The 19615-nt window shown below is 39.5% G+C and carries 16 protein-coding genes and 2 pseudogenes; 3 read left to right on the forward strand and 15 right to left on the reverse strand.

Features of this window, described 5'->3' with window-relative positions; genetic code table 11:
* Positions 1-136: 136 nt before the first annotated feature.
* Positions 137-1630: a serine hydrolase gene (locus LJE12_RS12690; RefSeq protein ID WP_226852708.1), complete on the reverse strand. Its 1494-nt coding sequence runs from the start codon at positions 1628-1630 to the stop codon at positions 137-139.
* A 125-nt stretch (positions 1631-1755) separates the two neighbouring features.
* A complete protein-coding gene (locus LJE12_RS12695) occupies positions 1756-4113 on the reverse strand; it encodes an ATP-dependent DNA helicase (RefSeq protein ID WP_118633841.1) in 2358 nt (785 codons plus the stop codon).
* A gap of 369 nt (positions 4114-4482) precedes the next feature.
* On the opposite strand from LJE12_RS12695, the gene LJE12_RS20705 reads away from it, so the two are divergent.
* Both LJE12_RS20705 and LJE12_RS20710 read left to right on the forward strand, forming a co-directional pair.
* Positions 4483-4782 (forward strand): phage integrase N-terminal SAM-like domain-containing protein, encoded by a 300-nt coding sequence (locus LJE12_RS20705; protein ID WP_243102759.1) that lies wholly within the window; start codon positions 4483-4485, stop codon positions 4780-4782.
* A gap of 55 nt (positions 4783-4837) precedes the next feature.
* Positions 4838-5320: a tyrosine-type recombinase/integrase gene (locus tag LJE12_RS20710; RefSeq protein WP_330599758.1), complete on the forward strand. Its 483-nt coding sequence runs from the start codon at positions 4838-4840 to the stop codon at positions 5318-5320.
* A gap of 25 nt (positions 5321-5345) precedes the next feature.
* Here LJE12_RS20710 and LJE12_RS12710 read toward each other — a convergent pair.
* A pseudogene (locus LJE12_RS12710) lies at positions 5346-5804 on the reverse strand (IS110 family transposase); the annotation flags it as partial.
* A 395-nt stretch (positions 5805-6199) separates the two neighbouring features.
* Between LJE12_RS12710 and LJE12_RS12715 the strand changes: the two are divergent.
* Positions 6200-6700, forward strand: a pseudogene (locus LJE12_RS12715) (transposase); the annotation flags it as partial.
* Positions 6701-6783: 83 nt separating this feature from the next.
* Here the strand turns inward: LJE12_RS12715 and LJE12_RS12720 are convergent.
* The 12 genes from LJE12_RS12720 to LJE12_RS12775 all read right to left on the reverse strand — a co-directional run bounded on the left by LJE12_RS12720 (position 6784) and on the right by LJE12_RS12775 (position 19613).
* On the reverse strand, positions 6784-9729 hold the full coding sequence (locus LJE12_RS12720; protein WP_118633842.1) for a DUF4135 domain-containing protein: 2946 nt from the start codon (positions 9727-9729) through the stop codon (positions 6784-6786).
* A 357-nt stretch (positions 9730-10086) separates the two neighbouring features.
* Positions 10087-10569 (reverse strand): hypothetical protein, encoded by a 483-nt coding sequence (locus LJE12_RS12725; protein ID WP_118633843.1) that lies wholly within the window; start codon positions 10567-10569, stop codon positions 10087-10089.
* Positions 10570-10620: 51 nt separating this feature from the next.
* Entirely contained in the window at positions 10621-11472 is an 852-nt protein-coding gene (locus tag LJE12_RS12730; protein WP_173703528.1) for a tetratricopeptide repeat protein, read from the reverse strand.
* A 29-nt stretch (positions 11473-11501) separates the two neighbouring features.
* Entirely contained in the window at positions 11502-12989 is a 1488-nt protein-coding gene (locus tag LJE12_RS12735; RefSeq protein ID WP_118633845.1) for a tetratricopeptide repeat protein, read from the reverse strand.
* An 11-nt stretch (positions 12990-13000) separates the two neighbouring features.
* The gene (locus LJE12_RS12740) at positions 13001-13510 is read right to left on the reverse strand and encodes a hypothetical protein (protein WP_118633846.1); all 510 of its coding nucleotides are present in this window, start codon (positions 13508-13510) and stop codon (positions 13001-13003) included.
* A 15-nt stretch (positions 13511-13525) separates the two neighbouring features.
* Complete coding sequence (locus LJE12_RS12745) at positions 13526-13720, reverse strand: hypothetical protein (RefSeq protein ID WP_147413777.1); 195 nt, start codon at positions 13718-13720, stop codon at positions 13526-13528.
* Positions 13717-14487 carry a hypothetical protein gene (locus LJE12_RS12750; protein WP_147413778.1) on the reverse strand — a complete coding sequence of 257 codons (771 nt, stop codon included), beginning with the start codon at positions 14485-14487 and terminating at the stop codon, positions 13717-13719. Before LJE12_RS12750 ends, LJE12_RS12745 begins: the two co-directional genes overlap by 4 nt.
* 20 nt (positions 14488-14507) lie before the next feature.
* A complete protein-coding gene (locus LJE12_RS12755) occupies positions 14508-15080 on the reverse strand; it encodes a hypothetical protein (protein ID WP_118633849.1) in 573 nt (190 codons plus the stop codon).
* A 16-nt stretch (positions 15081-15096) separates the two neighbouring features.
* Positions 15097-15369 carry a hypothetical protein gene (locus LJE12_RS12760; RefSeq protein ID WP_118633850.1) on the reverse strand — a complete coding sequence of 91 codons (273 nt, stop codon included), beginning with the start codon at positions 15367-15369 and terminating at the stop codon, positions 15097-15099.
* A 17-nt stretch (positions 15370-15386) separates the two neighbouring features.
* Positions 15387-18884, reverse strand: a complete 3498-nt coding sequence (locus tag LJE12_RS12765) for an FtsK/SpoIIIE domain-containing protein (protein ID WP_118633851.1) — start codon at positions 18882-18884, stop codon at positions 15387-15389.
* A 12-nt stretch (positions 18885-18896) separates the two neighbouring features.
* A complete protein-coding gene (locus tag LJE12_RS12770) occupies positions 18897-19127 on the reverse strand; it encodes a hypothetical protein (protein ID WP_147413779.1) in 231 nt (76 codons plus the stop codon).
* 66 nt (positions 19128-19193) lie between these two features.
* Positions 19194-19613, reverse strand: coding sequence for a hypothetical protein (locus LJE12_RS12775; RefSeq protein WP_118633853.1), 420 nt, complete (start codon positions 19611-19613; stop codon positions 19194-19196).
* Between the last annotated feature and the right edge of the window lie 2 nt (positions 19614-19615).

Raw genomic sequence — 19615 nt, forward strand, 5'->3', positions numbered from 1 at the left:
TCCGTTTGACTATCTGCTCATAATTGAATAGTTATTTCACAGCCTGATTCGGTTAAACTTTTTTCTATAGGCATAGTTCGTTGGTATTATACATGATTTTCCTGTAAAAATCAATCATTCCGCGCAGGTCTGGCGGCTACAGGTTCAAATAATTATATACAATCTTTGAAATATTCTGTATGTTCGTCACCGCCGTACTCTCCGGGCAGTTTTCAGACATCACACATAGGATATAAGTTGTCTTTTCGCCATAGACAATTGCGATATCGTGCTGATCCTGGTCTGTCTCGCCGGTCTTGTTGGCAGATTTTATTCCATCCGGAAGTCCCTGGGGGATTTTCCAGGTGTTTTCCTGATTTGACAGAAGATTTAACATTTCTTCTGACACCTCTTTGCTGACACATTCCCCCTTGTAGATTTTTTCAAGCAGAGTGCCGCAATCTTTTACAGAAGTCATGTTTCTGCCACCCAGACTCTCCTGTGCGGATGCTGCAGGATGAAGGGTGTGCTGCACACTTGTCTCTGTATAGCCCTCTTTTTCCAGATATTTGTTAATATCCTCCGCACCTTTTTTGAAATCAAGGGAATCTGTCTGAAGCTTCACCAGTTCATTGCAGGATTCATTGTCACTGACTGTGATCATATTCCACAGCAGGTCATTTAATTTTACATCTACAGTTTTTGTATCTGCAGTATTTAATTTCTTTGCCTCATCTGCCTTTACCTGCTCCATGTCCTCATAGGTCTTTGCCATTACAAAGGCTTTGATCAGACTTGCAGAATAAAGGGAAGTATCATTGATCAGGATTTCCTTTTCTTCATTAAGGTCTTTCACATAAACACTCCAGGTTCCCTGATATCCGGACAGCATCTTCTCAAGCTGAGGCTTCAGATTATCCATCCCAAGATCATCCATATTCACGATCTTTCCCGTATCATCCACAATAAAACCATCATCCGTCACTGTGCTTTCCTGAAGCAGGGTGCCATTTGTACCGCCAAAATAATAGCTTCCGTCAAAATTCATTTCATAACAGTCCATCTCAAGTGAATGGATACCTGGCTCGGTTACCAGTCTGCCATTTTCATCAAAATAATAATATCCATTCAGAGTAATCCCGTCTATTGCCAGATTGTCAATATACCTTACCTGCGGTGCTGCTGACAGACGCCCCAGATTGTTCACAAAGTAATATCCGTCAAATTTCTCTGCCTCCTGGGCATTCTGCGTATCAGCTTCCTCATCTGTCTTATCCCCAAACACTGCAACACCTTTCAGATGCTCCATATGAGGACTGCAGGCTTTGAATTTCCCATCTGTATCATGGTAATAATATCCGTCAAATACAGTTCCGTCTATCTCATAATCCTGAAAATAATGGATCTCCGCCTGGGTACTTCCGGCGCCATTCACATCCAGACAGTAAAATCCGTCACTCTTCATCATATATTTCCCGCTTCCGTCTCCCATGGGCTGAATCTGTGCCTGCCCGGTGACAGATGCAAGACTCTGCTGTGCAGCCATAACAGGAACCGGCAAAACCAGTGCCATGGAAATGGCTCCGGCCAGACTTCCGGCTATGATATAACTTTTAATATGATATTTCGCTGTTTGTCTATTTTTTCTCATGCAAAACTCCTTTTACGGTTTCTTTTCACATCCCATTCACAGTAAGCAAAGTATATATTGTTTTATTCAGGATAGCAAGATTTTTATCTTTTTTCCAGCAAAGACCAGAATCTCAGTATCAGTGTTCAGTTCTTTTCTCTTATCCTGTTCCAGAAGCTTCCCAGCTGTTCTTCCACAGTATTTAAAGTACAGTTTCCCCTGTCAGACCACTCAGCAGGAAACAGATTCCTGTAATCTTTCCCTGCAAATCTCTCGTCCAGCAGAAGTATGATCCCTGTGTCCTCCTGGGTTCTGATCACACGCCCGGCTGACTGCAGCACCTTATTCATCCCCGGATATCTGTATGCATAATCAAATCCATTCACACCCTTTTTATCATAATACTGCCTGAGGATCTCCCTTTCTGTTCCAATCTGAGGAAGACCAGTCCCTATGATGATTGCTCCGATCAGCTTCTCTCCCATCAGATCAATCCCCTCTGAAAAAATCCCGCCCATTACGCAAAATCCTACCAGCGTTCCCTCTGATGCAGAAAATTCCTCCAGAAATTCCTCTTTCTCCCTCTCATTCATTCCCGATGTCTGCGAAATACAGCGAACCCATTCCGCTGAAAACTCATTCTCATACACCTCCAGAACATCCTCCATAAATTTATAAGAAGGAAAGAATACCATATAATTTCCTTTTCTTGTCCATACAGTTCTGGCAATGTAAGATGCGATCCTGTGATATTCCTCATATCCTCTTCTGGTATACCTGCTGCTCACATCCCGTCCTGTGAGAATGCACCTGTTCTCCTGCCTGAAAGGAGAAGTCACATAAATCCCATAGTCATCCTTTCTGGTGCTTAAAAGTGCACGGTAATAATCCATGGGAAGCAGAGTCGCAGAAAAGAACACCGCACTTTTTCCCTTTTCCAGACATCTGTGAATATTTGCTGCAGGATTTACACAGAAAAGCCGCAAAATCACCTTTCCCCCTTCTCCCATTTCTGTATAAACCACATAATTTTCATCCAGAAGTTCATCAATGTTCAGGAAATCTCTCACACAGAAGTAAAATTCCAGCAGCTGCTCCGGAAGTTCCTTTCCATGAAGTTCCTCTAGGAGCTTATCCATCTCCCCCATCACCTGAAGCATTCCCAGAGAAACTGCTCCGGGATTTGGCAGGATTTCGTACTCTGTACACTCCTTTTCCAGAGTTCGAAGCTGTCTGTTCACTTTTTCCAGTGCTCGCACCAGACCTTTGCTGTAATCCCCGGCCAGTCTCTTCGCCTCCAGTACATCCGCTCTATCCACATGGGCACTGTACATTTCCCTTCCTCTGTCCACCAGATTGTGAGCTTCATCGATCAGAAAAATGTATTCTCCGGAAGTACCCTCCCCGAAAAATCTTTTCAGATAAACATTGGGATCAAATACATAATTATAATCACAGATCACAGCGTCCACCCAGACTGCCAGATCCAGGCACATTTCAAAGGGACACACCTGCCATTTCTTCGCATATTCCAGCAGAGTATCCCTATCATAGCTGTCCTGCGTGGTCCACAGTTCAAAAACAGCATCATTCACTCTGTCCAGATGTCCTCTCGCCCACAGACAGTTCTCAGGATTGCATTCTGTTTTATCGCAGAAGCACAGCTTTTCCTTCGCGGTAATGGTTATCACTTTAAATTTCAGTCCATGCTCCTTTAATATGGAGAAAGCTTCTTCAGCCACAGTCCTGGTAATGGTCTTTGCTGTAAGATAGAAAATATTTTCCCCTAATCCTGCACCAACTGCTCTCACTGCCGGAAAGATCGTGGACATGGTCTTTCCTACTCCTGTAGGTGCCTGGACAAAAATCTGTCTTTCTGTGGATATAGTGTGATATACACCGGATACGATTTTTCGCTGTCCCTCACGATATTCAAAAGGGAACTCCAGATCACTCATGGACGCATTCCGTTCTTTTTTCCATGCAAGCTGGTATGCGATCCATTTATGATATCTGTCCAGAAGCTCCTGGTACCACAGACTGAGCTCTTCCAGCGTATATTCTTCTCTGAAAAACTTAAGCTCCTCTGTGTCCAGATTCCCATATGTCATCTGCACTCCGATCTTCTCCGGTTTTTGCTCCTGTGCGTAGATCCAGGCATAACACATTGCCTGTGCACGGTGAACCTCCACAGGCTTTTCCAACTGACTGACATCTGCATAGACACCCTTGATCTCATCGATCCAGCACTGTCCATCCTCTGTGAAGATTCCGTCAGCTCTGCCCTCTACCTGGATACTTACATCTTCATATTCTGTTTTATATTTAAGAGAAACCTCCGCTCTGTAATGGCTTCCCATCCTGCCCTGTATTTTTCTGTGCAATCTGCTGCCCTTCTGCATTGCTTCTCTGTCAGAAGATCCTCCCCGGTTGTCAAGATCCCCGCTTCTTAATATAAATTCCACCAGATTTCTGACGGAAATACGAACCACCGGCTTATCCATATCAAAACACCTCACGCAACAATAGCTATCAAATAATTATCCAACATCGTCCGTTCATTGTACCAAGTCGCTGGCGCGACGGCTAGTGCAAGGTACATAATTCCTCTACTTTTTTCTCGAAAATTTCAGTTTTCTCAAAATAAAAATAGCAGTTTTTTCATTTATGATATATTGTTAAGTTACCACACCAAACAACTTCATAACTGCCAAAACTGCTATGCTTATGTTATCATGGATTTTAAAACTCAACAACTACATATTTTATTTTTTTATTCGTCCTCCACCTTCTTTGTAATGAAACTTATGTATTATTACCTTTCATTTCATTACAAAGGAGATTATTATGGACTATTTTCAACTTTTATTCAGATGCTTCATGCAAAGAAGCTCTCTCAAAACACAATTCGTGTTTATGTTTCTTATATTAAACCTTACCTCACATATCTGGAAAAACTTCAACTCTCTCCAGATCAGGCTTCTTATCAGACAATGCGTGAGTTTCTTGACCAGATTCAATCTGAACGTGGATTATCAGACCGCACCATCAACATGATTATTTCTTATCTGCAGTTTTTTCAGACTTACGTGCTTCATAAAGACTGGGATAAGACTCAGATACCATTCCGGGTTTTTCCTACATATTTACCTTATGCCCCCTTCTCCGGATGATGTCAAACGTTTTCTTCTTGCCTCCGAGAAACCCAAAGTCAGGCTTGCGATATCCATGTTGTATGCTACCGGTATGCGCTTGGACGAACTCTGTCATCTTCGTTGTGCCGATATTATTCATTCCTCTATGAAGATTTACATTCGCCACTCAAAAAATCACAGCGATCGTTATGTCCCGCTGACTGAAAGTATCTGGCAGATGATTCTTGATTACTGGTATACTTTCCCAGCACCGGAGCGTCCCAGAGAGTGGCTATTTACCCAGCAGACACGCCTTGACCATCCTATGGATAAGCAGTGGATTCAACGAGAAGTCTTACTTTTGAGAAGATCCCTTGGTATGGACTCTCGTATCTCTGCACATTCTTTCCGGCATGCTTATGCAACCCGGTGCTATGAAAATGGTATGGATCTTCTGACCTTGAAAGCTTATCTTGGCCACAGCTCCATCAATTCCACCTGTATTTACGTTCGTCTGGCAGCCTCCTACAAGGAAGGCTTTGTAAATCCATTTGACCAGTTAGAAGGAGGAATGTAGTGTGAAAGAAAGTAGCGGTCAGCCATAACGCATTCTGATATCGATTCTTTTCACTGGAACGGCAGGAAACAAGTTTGTAACGATACCGAGAGTATTCGCGTAAAATACGAATCGGTTTACAAGGAATATAGCTGCCTTTCACAAGTCCGAGACGAAATAAGTCACCAATCCATTTAGAATCTTTCGTATCGTCTTTGTTGCCTTTTACCGCCTTTACCCATTTGAGGTTGGCAATGGTAACATTGATTTCATCTTCAAGAAAATTAAAAACAGGAATCCAGTATTTTCCGGTGGATTCCATGCAGATATCCCGACAGTCATTGTCGAGAAGCCAGTGCTTGAATTCAAGGATAGAATTGTTAAAGGTAGAAAAGCGCATCTTTTGATAAGAAGGTTCGATTCCCCCAGTGGTTTTAATAATTGTGGCAACGAGAAAAGATTTGTGAACATCGACACCACAACAGGTTTGGTAAGTAAGTTTCATAACTCAGACTCCTTTCGTAAAAGATAAGAAGCCATTGACTGAACTGCCACACAATTAAACTAAGGCGCTTAAACAATTCTTAGTGTACGGACTCGTAGTACCACTTATTTGTGCTTGAAAAGGCAGAACTTACACTGATTAACATGCTGTCTAAAACGAAGAAAGTTATTACAACTTCTCCTCCCGTGCTTTGTAGTGTAGCTTCTTACATGCTATTTTACACCAAAGAGTGGAAGTTGGAATACTTTCATTACTATTTATGCCGCCGTTTGGCGGCGGAATGGAGATTAACATGGTAAGGATCAAGAAGAAACTATAACTTGACAGGATTCATGGATTGTTTGTGCTGGAAGACAGGAACGACAAAAGGAGGGCATGCCAATCGGCATGTTTGGAAGTTTGATTTAAGCATTGATGATAGTGGTCTTGGCAAAATAGAGAAAATATCCTATGATGCCTACAATGAAAGTACAGTACTTGTTGAAGCAGTGGAACGATTCAGGGTACGAACTGGTCATTACCCGGAACGCCTACTGGCAGATCAGATATATCGAACCAGAGACAACAGAAAATTCTGTAAGTTTCATGGAATACGATTATCCGGTCCAAAGCTTGGGAGACCAAGCCTTACAAAACAATCAGTTAAAGAGAAAAGGTAGGAATACCAGGATAACACCGATCGAATTGGGGTAGAGCGTTCATTCAGTTTGAGTAAACGCTGCTACGGAATGGACTTGATAAGAACCAAGCTCTATGACACAACACTTACATCGATTGCGTTATCTGTATTTGTGACGAATTTATTTAAGATTCAGTCACGAATACTTTTTGCTCTTATTTATCTTTTGGCGCTGATTGGGTTACAACCTGCTGATTTTGAACCGGAAACGGTTTAATCAGCAGACACTAAATTATACTTGACATGGAAATAAAATTTACACCTTCATAAAATCATTTATCTTTACAAATAATGATTATTTTACAGTAATACCGACGGGTACTTGCCCATATATCGTAACACAGAATAACCTATTCCAGACATTCCTTTAAATAACGATATTTCATTAACACCTTCAAGTCCATTGAACACATATCCCTGTTCATTGATTGAAAAAATTATTTTTTTTAACAATTCATCTGACCATTCTTCATTTTTATGACACGAAGCCAAATAGTCTATCCAACCTGCTGTTCCACAACATAATGAGTCATTTCCAATTAATATATCCTTTTTCAAATACTGAACTGCATTCATCTTCCATATCTCTTTTTTTTGAAATGATATTAATTCTTCTGATAATTCTGATACAACTAAAGCAGTTCCCAGAATACCTGAGCAATAACCATACATAAATTTTTTTTGAGATTTATCTCCGCCTTTCTTTAACAATAATTTTCTATAATCCGGCAAATTCATTTCACTATTATCATAACAGTTGTATTCATAATCCATGCATTTTTGAATTTGTGAAGTAACTTTTAATCGCATACCCTCATTTATATATGGTAATGCTTTCGATAATGCCAAAGCATATCCACTTTGTCCATGAGCCAGTCCAGTTAATGGTTGATGATAAAACTCTTCTTGAAACCATAATCCACAAATATCACATCTTTTAAATAAATCCGTTACAATATATTCGATCAAATTTCTCGCATACAAATCTATGTCTACATTAAATTTCTTATAGCAATCACATATAATATAAAGCAACCCTGCAATTCCATTATAATAGTCTGACTCTTCACTTCTTGTAATATTTTTTTCAGGAATACTTTTAATTATTTTAAAAATCATTTCAACAAATGAATTTCTGTTAGAAATAAGAGCAAAATTTCTCAGTTCCATTAACAAACTTGCAACACCATTAGTAAACGACAGATTGAACCATTTCATTTCATTTGTATTTAAATAAAAGTCATTTGCCATCTTCAATACACGATTTTCTAAGGCTTTTTTCCGTTGTTCAAAACCATAAAAATGATAATACATTTCCAAAAAAATCTGAACACCGTAACGTCCACTATATAGCGCATCCTTCATAATATCCATTGAATAGCGACCAGTCCGAGAATCTTTAACAGGTGCAAAATATAATTCTAATTCCTCATTCAACGTACAGTTACTAACTGCACTTTGAATACTAGCAAGCAAATTATTACAGTATTCAAATAATGAAGATTTATTGTTTATTGACATCCATTTTCGCTTAATATCGAAATAACTAATTTGCCAATTATATGAATTCTTTTTTTGGACATTATGAACATTAATAACATCCAACAAATATCTTATCTGAATATCTATTAGTTGATCATCCAAAAGTTCAATTGTTTCACTTACATAATTATAGGGGGATATATAAAAATAATTTTTTAAAACGATTTTTCCATCAGGACCCATTAAATCTGTCGAATTCCCATTTACAGAGAATATAGGAATATGGAATTTTTTTATTTCATCATATTCAACTTGGCCCACCGGCCACATTTCTCTTGTAACCTCCTCATTACCAATCAATAGGTACGGTGTGAAAATTCTACTTGTAACACAACTAAATATATTGTTATTCTTCAAATAAATAGGATTAGAAAAATATCTTAATAAATTATAATACACTCGAGTATTTCTAAGGATATACCTGAAGTTAATCGACTTAACATCTTCTATTAATTCTAAATACTCAGCTTTATGTTCCAAAATCGTTTTTAAAACGTCTTTATATCCCTTTATAAACAATTCTGGTAATTCGCCAAATTCTACAATTCTACCCTCAAAATCCTTTGGTAAATTAATTCCATTATTATGAACTGCAGAGAATCCACCTATATCAATCGCATTTTCTGGCGAATTACCAATCCATTTAGGTAATAAAAGAGTTCTCATAAATTGCGTCCTCATATATACATCTAATTGTAGACTATTATGATCATTGGCATAGATTTGTTTTACACTTGGTAAAATAAGAGTTTCAACATCTATTAATATCGGTGTTGCACCTGAACATATTACATTTTCATAATGGAAATCAGAACCACCTAGCAGAGAAACCACACCTAAAAGATTTCCGCATCTATAAATATATTTTTCTATTTCCTCCTTACAAAGATTCAAATCCGCTTCAATCCATTCTACAAACCCATAATCATTTCCTACAAGCACATTCGCTGCCCTTACTTCTATTTGATTATCAATATCAGAAATCCAATTTGCCACTTTCATCCAAAAAAAATCAACGCTCATATTTCTTGGCTTATATACTATTTTTTTTGACTGAAATGACACTATAACAACACACTTCCCACAAAAATGGCGATCAGACACATCGCATTTAATGTCTGTTATTGTGTCATCTACATTTATTCCAAACTTTCTATATATATCCTCTTTGTGTAATTCTAATTTTTGAACACATTCCTCTATTAAATCAATAAATTCAACGAGAATATTACTGATTTGATCCAACAATACCGGGTATTCTAATAACAACTCTCGATAGCCACTATCAAGCATCCACTCAACAAAAGAAGTATCTTTTAATTTTATAGACTCGTAATATTGTTTAGCTATCTTGATGCTTTTTTCTAAAAGAATATCTAATGAAGGTTTCATGTTTTTCCACAGAAGACTCGCATTTATTCTAATTTTTCTTTTTTCCACTAATAATTCAAACCATTTCTGAATCGGAAAATAAACATTTGTGTCCTCATTACAGTCACAATCATTTTTCAATCTAGTGAAGTTTAAAAACATATTATATTTATGTTGAAATTCTGATTTTTCAATTATTGATTTTTCTGGATTCAACAATTTAACCTTCTCTTTTGAAGAAATGCCTTGCAAGAGGCAATATAAATCAAAATTATCTACGCTTGATCTTACATTAATTTGATTTTTTAATAATTCTAAATATTTAAGTCCCATTTTTCTCCTATATAAATAAATCTGATGTGCGTCATCCGAAGACAACGCCCATCAGATTCTTCGACCTTCGTTCAATTAATTAACAACAACAAGAATCACTTACATTTGAAGCGTATGAACTAGCAGAATCGTTATTCATTGCATTAATATAAAGATCTTCATCATTAAGCATTTCTTCCTTTTCGAATTCAGCAAACATTCTTTTTCTCCTTTCTTCTTATTTATTATTATAAGAGAATTTAAAAATAAAAACTCTCCTAAAATAATACTCTTTAACCTACCATCTCATCTTATCAGCTATATATGCCATATCAACTAAACAGCATATAATTTCATTTCTATATTCAATACGATTTTTTAGGAAACGATTTCATCAAAGATATCGATGATGCAAGCATAGTAATTCTGTTCTTCTTCCAGCTTAGATTTGCTTCTGCCGATAGAGGTAAGGCCCTGACCAATCATAGAGCCCACTTTGTAGCTCATAGACTTGCCCTTACGATCCGCACGGTATGCTTCAGCCTGACCTGCTTTCTTCATCTGTTTGCTGGTACCGAAATCCATGGCACTAACAAACGCATAACTGCCCTGATGACTTACACGCACACAAATCTTGAAGTAGTCATACTGATGCTCAGGATGATAGAGCACGATACAATCCTCGATGGTCTTGTTGAACATACCACCAGACTTAACCTGGTCAGTATAGAATGCAACGGGAATACCCATTCCCTGAGCGCAATCCTTAATCGCTTCCTGCACGGTCTGCAGAGTGATCTGGTTACCGTCTCTGTAACGAACAACAGGTCTGAACTCCCTTAATTCATCAGCTTTAATCATGTTTTTTCTCTCCTTTGTTTTGAATTTTATATTCAGTAACGCTGGTGGCGTTTACTGCGGGATGTAGTAGTTACCGAAAATGTTCTTGCGGTAACGTTTGATAAGTTCTGCGGACATTTCATGTCCATTATCTGCGGCAATCCTAAAATACTTGTATGCCATGTCATAGTCCTGATTAACAACATTCCCCATTTCGTAAAACCAAGCAACGAGCATATGACAATCAAGATCTCCTTTTTCTACGCCTTTGCAAGCCCAAAAATATGCTTCTTCGAGCATTCCGTAACCAGGATGTAAGTTGAATTCTTCAAACGGGTCGGCAAGGCATACTGCAAGTCGATACATACAGAATGTATTTTCTGGTTCATGGTTCAAAACTTCACGATACCAATGCGCTGCCTGCATTGGATTCCTGTAAACATCAATACCATCATCATAGATAACGGCAAGGCATTCCATTCCGAGCGGATCACCGAGTTTTGCAGCTTTCTGCGCCCATTCTAAAGCAATACGGTTGTCTTGAACTCCATAACTGCCATACAAGTACACAGAAGCCATTTTGCCCATAGCTACAGAATTGCCCATATCGGCACCCTGCTTTATGTAATTGATTGCAAGTCGTTCGTTGGTTGGAACCTTTTCGCCCTGCAAGTACAAGGTCGCCAATGTACCTGTAGCTTCAGCACAGCCAGCATCAATAGCTCTCTTAAGCATTTCAATACCCATTTCAACATCTTCTGGAATGCCAATACCATTGATATAGAATTCGCCCAAAACTGCAATAGCAGCTGCATCGCCCTGAAGCTCTTTGTTCTTCAACAAACTGTACGCTGAATCCCAATCACGATTGTCCAAGTAATTCAAGACTTGTGTAACCAGTTCGTCGTACTTACTCATTCCCATTGTTTTCACCTCCATTTATAGATTCTGTATCAGATGATTTTCCACCCAAACAATCCTTTTTTAATGTGCTTCAATTCCTCAATAGCATCAGCATTGCCTTTTGCTGCAGCAATCGTAAAATGCTTGTGAGCTTCTTCCAGGTTTTTTGGTATTCCAAGTCCATCTTTGTTCATTTTCCCGTAGCACAACTCAATCTCAGCAATCTGGAAATCCAGAGTGGCTTTTTCTTGTGCGAGAGAAAGATAACGATGTGCCATTTTGTAATTTGCTGTCGGACCTGGAATCATATATAATTTACCTAAAGACAGGTAAACCATATCAATATCATGGTCAGCGGCAATCTGATAGTAATTGATTGCTTTTGCTACATCGACTTGAACGGGTGTATAGCCATTCTCGTATTTTCTGCCAAGAGTAACAGCTGCCCACTCCTCACCGTTTTCTACAGCCCTCTCAAACCAGTAAATCATTTGAGAGTTCCTATCTTCCATAGACAATCCAGGAATATATTCGTCATCCAGAAGTTCTGCAAGCGGTTTCATTGCATACGATTGCCCGGCTTGTGCTGCATGAGAGAGATATTTATAGGCTTGCTGAATATCTTTTTCAAAACCGTCCATACCTAAAGCAAACTTCATACCATATTGATATTCAGCGAAGGTGTTTCCGTTTTCGATTGCTCTCAGATACCACTTAGATGCAAGTTCCTTATTGACAGCGACTCCAAGACCACGGACATAGGCTTGTCCCAAGGCTTCCTGAAGCTCCCCATCACCAAAATTGGCACGTCGTTCGGCTTCTTCAAACAGCATTTTCATGTCCGCTGGTGATGCTACACCACATCCTTCAGATGTAATGAGAAGTGAAAGGGCATCACTCAATTCTTTGGCACGAAACAGGAACTGATACGCCATCTTCGGGCTTTCTGGTAAGCCATAATCGCCCCACTTATAGAGAAGTCCCATTCGATAACAGCCTTTAGCATCACCATGTTCAGCCCCACGCTGATACCATTTAATAGCTTCCTTGATATTTTCTACGTTTTTTTCCATATCAAACATATATAGCAAGCCGATTTCTGTAGCGGCTCTACCAGAACCCTTTTTCCAAGCATCTTCTAAAAGAGCGATAGCATAAGATATGTTTTTGGTAACACCCCAGCCGTGACCGTGCATACGACCAATCTGGCATAGTGCTTGATGATCATTAGGGCTTTTTCTCAGAACTTCATTGTAAATTTCCATTGCCTTTTCATTGCTTTCTTCATAGCCAAAGCCAAAGAAGTGGCAATCACCCAAAGCTCGCAAACAGTCAATGCTACCGTTTTGTGCGCCTTTCTCCCAAAGTCCAAGAACTTTATTTGAGTTAGGAGGGTAGTAGACTCCATCGTAATAAACTTTACCAAGCAGATATGTAGCTTCTAAATTTCCTGCCATAGCATCGCTTTCAAGTTGTCTAATAGCAATTTTAGAATCGTCTGCAAGCATATCCTGAATATTGTCAGTATAGATAGACATCTAAATACCCCCTATCTTCGCTGTCGTTTCAACGACTCAATTTCATTTTTCAAACGCTGTACTTCTTCTTCGTGAGTAGATTTTTTGCTGAAGCCCATAAAAACCATAATTCCAGCAATCGCTGTTCCGATAAGAAATACTGGATGAATTGCTATACTGCAAATCAACATAATAACTACTACAATTATCGGTGTTTTAGGCACAGAACCTCTCACATGACCTTCCGCAACCATTAGATCGTATTCCAAGTCTGCTATGCTCTTTATTGTCGCAGTAGAAATTCTGTGTTCTGGCTGAGCAACTGGAACCTGAGGTTCTTCAGACATTTGGCTCTGACGATTTCCTCCGTTTTCAAGCGGAGAAACAGGCGCAACATGAGACACATAATTTCTTTGTGGCGCAGAACTGCTTACAATATTGGAAGATTCAATAGTTCCATCATCTCGGATGATAGTTCCACTACTAGAAATAACCTGATCATCGTTGATAATAGTTCCATCTTCACCTATTCGAATAGCCATTGGTATTCTCCCTCCTTATTGTTCTCTTGCTAATCCGGGAAGAAAGTAGAATACTTCTTTCTGTTCACTGATTGCCAGGGACAATGCTTTGATATACTCCTCTCTGGTACATGGGTAGTCCATCTGGTGGGGAATATATCCAAATAGTTCTTTGTATTTTTTGTTTAGCGGCTGGCATAGCTTGCCGAATTTATATATATCCATCATCATGCTCCTTCCACACTCTGCCTAAGAGCTATAGATAGTTCTGGAAACCATCTTTCGACAAAGTTTGTCGAAATTCGATAATTACCAGTTTCGATTGCAAAAACATTTGCGAAACTATCCTTTTCTCTCATTCCAGCGTTTGTTCCATTTTCATTTCTGCGATTCCAATAACCATCTTTATGGCGATAATACGCCACATCTTCGTCATTGAAACGGTTGACTACAGTAGGATGGTTCATGGTTAATGCAGAAATTATATCTGTAATGTTACGGTCAAACGCAGCACCAGTAGAAAAAGCATCATCAAGCATATCATTGAGAAGCCTTCTTCCTTCAAGCGTATCAACATTGTAGCGTGAAGCTACATCAGAAAATGCTTGTCTAAATACGTTTCCGGTTGAAGGCCGCCCTAAAATATCGTCAATGAAATGACCAAGTTCATGTTGAATTACATCTGCATATTCGGCGTCAGTCATTTCATCGTGCATAGCGATATATTTTTTCTCCTGAGAATAGTGACAAGGCTCCTTGCTTCTCATTCCATACTCGTTGAGTATGTAGTTACCAAATTGATCTTGTTGGTACTTAGTATCTCGTACATAGTTAAGTTGATCAAAATGCTGATTTATGGCAGCTACGATATAGTCTGGTGCATTTGCATAAGCAGTATGCACAATGGAACGACGTCTTTGTGGGAGCTTTGAAATAAAGGCATCGGATAAATCTGACATCAAAGCTACTTCTAAAGCACCATTTTCCGCTCGTTCCAAACTGTTTGTTGCTGATGCGTTTAACGTTTTTTTTTAGCTTCTTCTGGTTCATAGCCTGCATCAAGCAAAATATCAGTTCCTAAATACTGTTCCAAGATACTGATACAGCTTGCAAGAGAAGCAACCCCTCTGTTTACATCACCAGCTTCAGATGAAAAGAATGAAGAAAACAACTGCAAAAAATCCGCCTTTTGCTGATTATAATTGTTTACAACTTGGCGCATTTGCTCAAGTTCTTCCTTATCATAGTTGCGTGGTACAGAAGAATAGCATCGATCTGTATAAACTCGATGCAATGTGCCATTGCATCCCGCTTCACGACAGTGCGTGGTGTCTCCCATGATTTTCAATCTGATTCGTCCGCCACAAGTATCACAAGCGAAGGAGTCTGTACGACCTTCCTCGGTTTCTTTTCTTTGACGCTCCTCAATCTGACGCATTTTTCGCTTGACTCCATCAGCAAGCTGCTCATCAATCTCTTGAAATGCTTGCCTCAAATCTCCCTGAAGGGGTTGGATGCGTTCTTGAAAACGAACTAAGCTGTTTTTTATTTCATGCAGGGCTTCGACATTTGTATTTACTCCATCGCCCATGTTTTGACCTCTTTACTTAAATCTGATGGGAGAGATAGTCTTCCAATATTCTCTTAAGAACTTGTAATCTCGTAGTGCATTCAGACAATGTTGCGTAATTAGAAGATAGAGCAGCAACGGCTTGGTCAATGACTGCACCAAGATTTTGATACTGCTTGTCGTCCCATTCCTCACCGACTGCTATATAGTCGCTTTTAAGAGACTGTGCTACACTCTGCTGAACCTGAATAAACTTTGTGATGTTGTTGATCATACGCTCCATTGCTTCAGGGGAAGATTTACCTGCCATAATAACAACTCCTTTTCTTAAATAATGTCATACGGCTTGAATTGATAAGCCGGGTTGACCCCATCATAATACAGGGCAATGTTGGATTTTAAGTTTTCTACTCGTGCCTCCGATATGATACGATCAGCATCTTTATCGCTAAGTGCAAATAGAATTCTGTTTTGGAATTTAGGAATACATTCGTAAATGATTTCCTTGATTGAGATAAAGTCCGGACAACTCATTACCACATTAAAGCCACAGGTGTAACCCGATTCAATTAGGGTCATTAGCTTCTTGTGGTACGATACGTTGGATGAAGTAGTAGTTTTTGCAGGTGACAAATCTGCTAAGAAACTATCCATAACCCCACCCAAATCGTTTTTATGAGGCTTATTGATAAATCCGAACAAGTCATCTCCACTCTCAGAGAAGGATGGCTCTGGAGTATTAGCAGTCACCACGAAATCATCTACAGATTTGTTATTGAGCATAAGAACGATTGGCTCTATCCATTGGAAGTCGTTGATAACGATGTGAATAGCAGCATATTGTGCTTTTCGCCCGCCCATACTCATACGCTGTTGTTTTCTCTTTTCATAGATGGAGTACAACTCGTCAATTAGAGGTAGAACATCAAAAACATCTTTTGCCAACTTAATGTCAGCGGCACCTCGATTAACAACGCTTCCAACCTTTTCTGCAAAAGGTTCTCCCATCATAGAAAGACCGTCAAACAAATAGATAGACTGCTCTGTTGCGAGTGCTAATTTGTGCGGCTCAGATTTAATGGCATTGTTCATGTAAACTGCCATTATCTGATCACTCATACGATGTTCGCTACCGACAACAAGTAATGTGCTTCGCTTCATGCGATTAACATTGAGCGTAACAGGCTGTCCAATGCGAATAGGATCTCCCAAGTAAATCGGCACACTTGAAAGTGCTTCGAGAGAGTCAAACTTTGAAAATCCAGGACACTCAGATAACTTAGGAATGGTTTCACCCACAAAGACTTTGGTAGAACTTGCTGGTTCAACAAAGCCATATCTTGCTTCGATAGTTTCGAGCATCTGACTTTGGGTATCCGTATCGCAAAATGCTACTTTGAAACCGACGGGCTTTTCCATAACATAGTTCTCGTTATAAACAGCAGTTCCTTTAGTGTCACCCATTTTGTCAAATGCTGCTTTGGCATTTGTGCCACCGAACAGAAGATTGCATTCTGATTCGGAACACTTCAAACCGATACGAACGTGCATCTCACTTAATGTTGATGGCGATACGGTAAAGCCATTACGAAGTCGACTCATCGTTTGAGTAGCCAGTATAAAATGAATGCCACAAACACGATACAGCGAGATAATATCAGCCAGTCTTGTTGCACAAGTATTGGCAACTCGACGGTTGTGTGCTTCGCTGAAAAGCACTTGGAACTCATCTGCAACGACCAAGATTCGTGGCATCTTTTTGCCGGTATATTTGCGGTAGCTTGTAATGTCTTTGACAGGGTATCCTTTCTGGGTCTCCTCGGTAAACATATCCAATCGTTTCTGCATCATGCCTATTAATTCATCCAAAACACTCTGTCCAAATTCTTGCATAGCATCCAATGCAAGAACTTTAATGTGCGGTATTTTATGGTTAGCGTATACCTGAAATTCAGTACCACTCTTGAAATCCAACAGATACAAATTCAACTCATCAGGGCTGTAAGTCGTAAGCGCACTCATGATAATTGTGTGCAATAATGTAGACTTACCAGAACCAAGCGAACCAGTAACAAGTGCATGATGAGATGTACCTTTGGAAACAGGATCACCAAATTCAAGGTACTGTACGGTTCCATTTTCATCCTTACCGATTGGCACGGAGAATAGTGCGCTGGAGTCTCCTGTAAACCAAATATCTTCAGGGATGATCTTAGTAATCGGCAGAATTGAACTGGTTACTTCTGCATATTTGGAGCCATACAATTCACTAAAATCAGCCATTGTCTTTTGACTTGGTGCTGTGTTGAAAGCCCAACTTGTGCCATCGTCCGAATGCCATCCATCTGAACCAGCCTGCAAACAGATACAATTTTCTCGGATCTTTGCAAGTAAATCAACGTAGGTAGTGCTGCTTGAATTTCTGATAGCACCTTCATCAAAGTGAATAAATGTTTGAACACCGCAACTACTACCGTTTTTTACGATGTTGTAAAGCTGTTCAAGCATTTGCTCATCGAATCCTTTCGGGAAATTCAATAAGCAAAGACATTTAAGTGATTCCGGTCGTTCGACAGAAATGCGGTTGTAAGCAAAAATGTCAGGGCTATCAGCAAGCTTGGTCTGGCTGAATTCGTCAATAAAACTGGAAAGCTCCTCAATTTGTGTTCTAAGCTGTTGTTGCGTTGTAAACACCTTGTTATACATCACAGCAGGATTACTGCGCATAAACTCCAAATATGGAGCAAAGCCCTGAGAACGGCCTTCCGGATCGAACAGAATAAATTTCTGGTGAGATGCAGGCTGATTACTCAGGAGCGAATAAATCAGTGAATTGACTGCATTTCGTACACGCATAGACTCGCCTTCATCAAACAGCAAGAAATTTGCTTTATCACTTAAATCAAGAATTGCAGGCAAGCATAAATTCTGATTTTCAATAAAACCGGAATAAAGCCGATTTATCAACGAAACAACGTATGTGTTATATGCGACGTCTCCAAGAGGTGCGCCATAGGAACCGAAACAAATAAATTCAGAAAAGGCATTCGGTAATAGCTCCTGGTTATGCAGACTGTCAGAAAGAACTCTTAGGTTTTCAATATCTGCTCTCGGTAGAAGTCTCTCTATTGTCGTTTCATAGGAAATGATAGTAGAAGCAAGTTCTTCGTTATGTCTTTGCTCCAGAGCTGCCAACAAGTCAGCTGTTTCTGTTGCGGCGTTGTCAATTTCTGTTTCATTCTTTGCATCTAACTGCGTTTTGGTCTCGGTCAGATTCTGTTGAATGGCAGTATAGGCTTTGTCTCGGATTGCTTTTCCCTCTACGATTAACTCTGCCAGTCGTTCATATAATTGTTTACGCTTGCTCGAGAAAAGCATAGTAAATTCCTGTAAAAGTTGCGCTTTTACAGTCAATGAACATTCTGAAGCGATTTTCTTTGCTTCCTGTGCAATCGCTTCCATACGAGATAAAAAAGCGTCTGCGGTCTGATATGTAATATTTGGAACAACAACCATTGAAAGAGCATCACGTCTTTTAGCGTAGCTTTGATCCACTTGGCTCAGCTGAACATCAAGTAGGTTCAAGCCATTTGCCATTTCGTTGAGTCGTTCCAACGCAACACCTGCATTATGAGATGCAGTGTCTTTTTGTTCAGCAGTAGTGCGTTCCCAAAATCCTTTGCTATCCGTAAAGGATTGTTCCAATTCAGCAACTACTGCATTATATTCAAAGTCGAGAGATTCTATTTGATTGGCAAATAGAATCAACTGTTCTCTAACCGCTGAGACTTTAGTATATAAGTAGTTCATTCCTGATTGCTGCAAATTTCATCCCTCCTAATAGCGAATGATTAAGTCACATTCAGCTAATTTTTTTATTGCAGCATTTAGCTGCTCTGCTTGAACGTTTATCCTGGCACCTGCAATGGATACGGGTCTCAAGATATTGGTTCCAAACTGTTCTATTTTACTGTCTGTAAAATTGCCACGCTGTTCTTGCCATACATCGGCTACGTCAGCGATGGCTTCATTAAAATCATCAATAATATTTTGTAGTTGAGCCATCATTCTTCACCTACCATCTGAAAATCTTAAAAACAGAATTTGCTGCAATCAAAACAATGATTATCAACACTACCGGCGAAAAAAAATGGCGATCAGGTAGTATATCAACGCTGTTTTCAGAAAAGCTACGCATATCGCTTGAATTGCATAAAGGATGTCTGCGGCATTGAAACGATTATTCTCACGCTCGTCAAAAAGTTTCCGATTGAACTTTGAACACCCATGAATGCAAGAGCAAAACAAGATGAACGGAGCAAATATCGCAAATATTGCATAGTAAGCACCGATTAGGGTTATGCCTGTTGCAGTCAGCGTAGTATTGCCAAAGAGCCACGGTGCAAAAAAACAAGCTGCAGCAACACCGACTAAAACTGCTGAACTGATAGTGATAACAGAGTATAGTGTCTTGCCACATACCCACGGTTCTTTTACCGGCAAATCATAATACCCGGAATTGATGCTATACATTTCAGAACGATTATCGTTCATCG

The organism is Blautia sp. DFI.6.71, assembly GCF_020593585.1.
Classification (GTDB): Bacteria; Bacillota; Clostridia; order Lachnospirales; family Lachnospiraceae; genus Blautia_A; species Blautia_A wexlerae.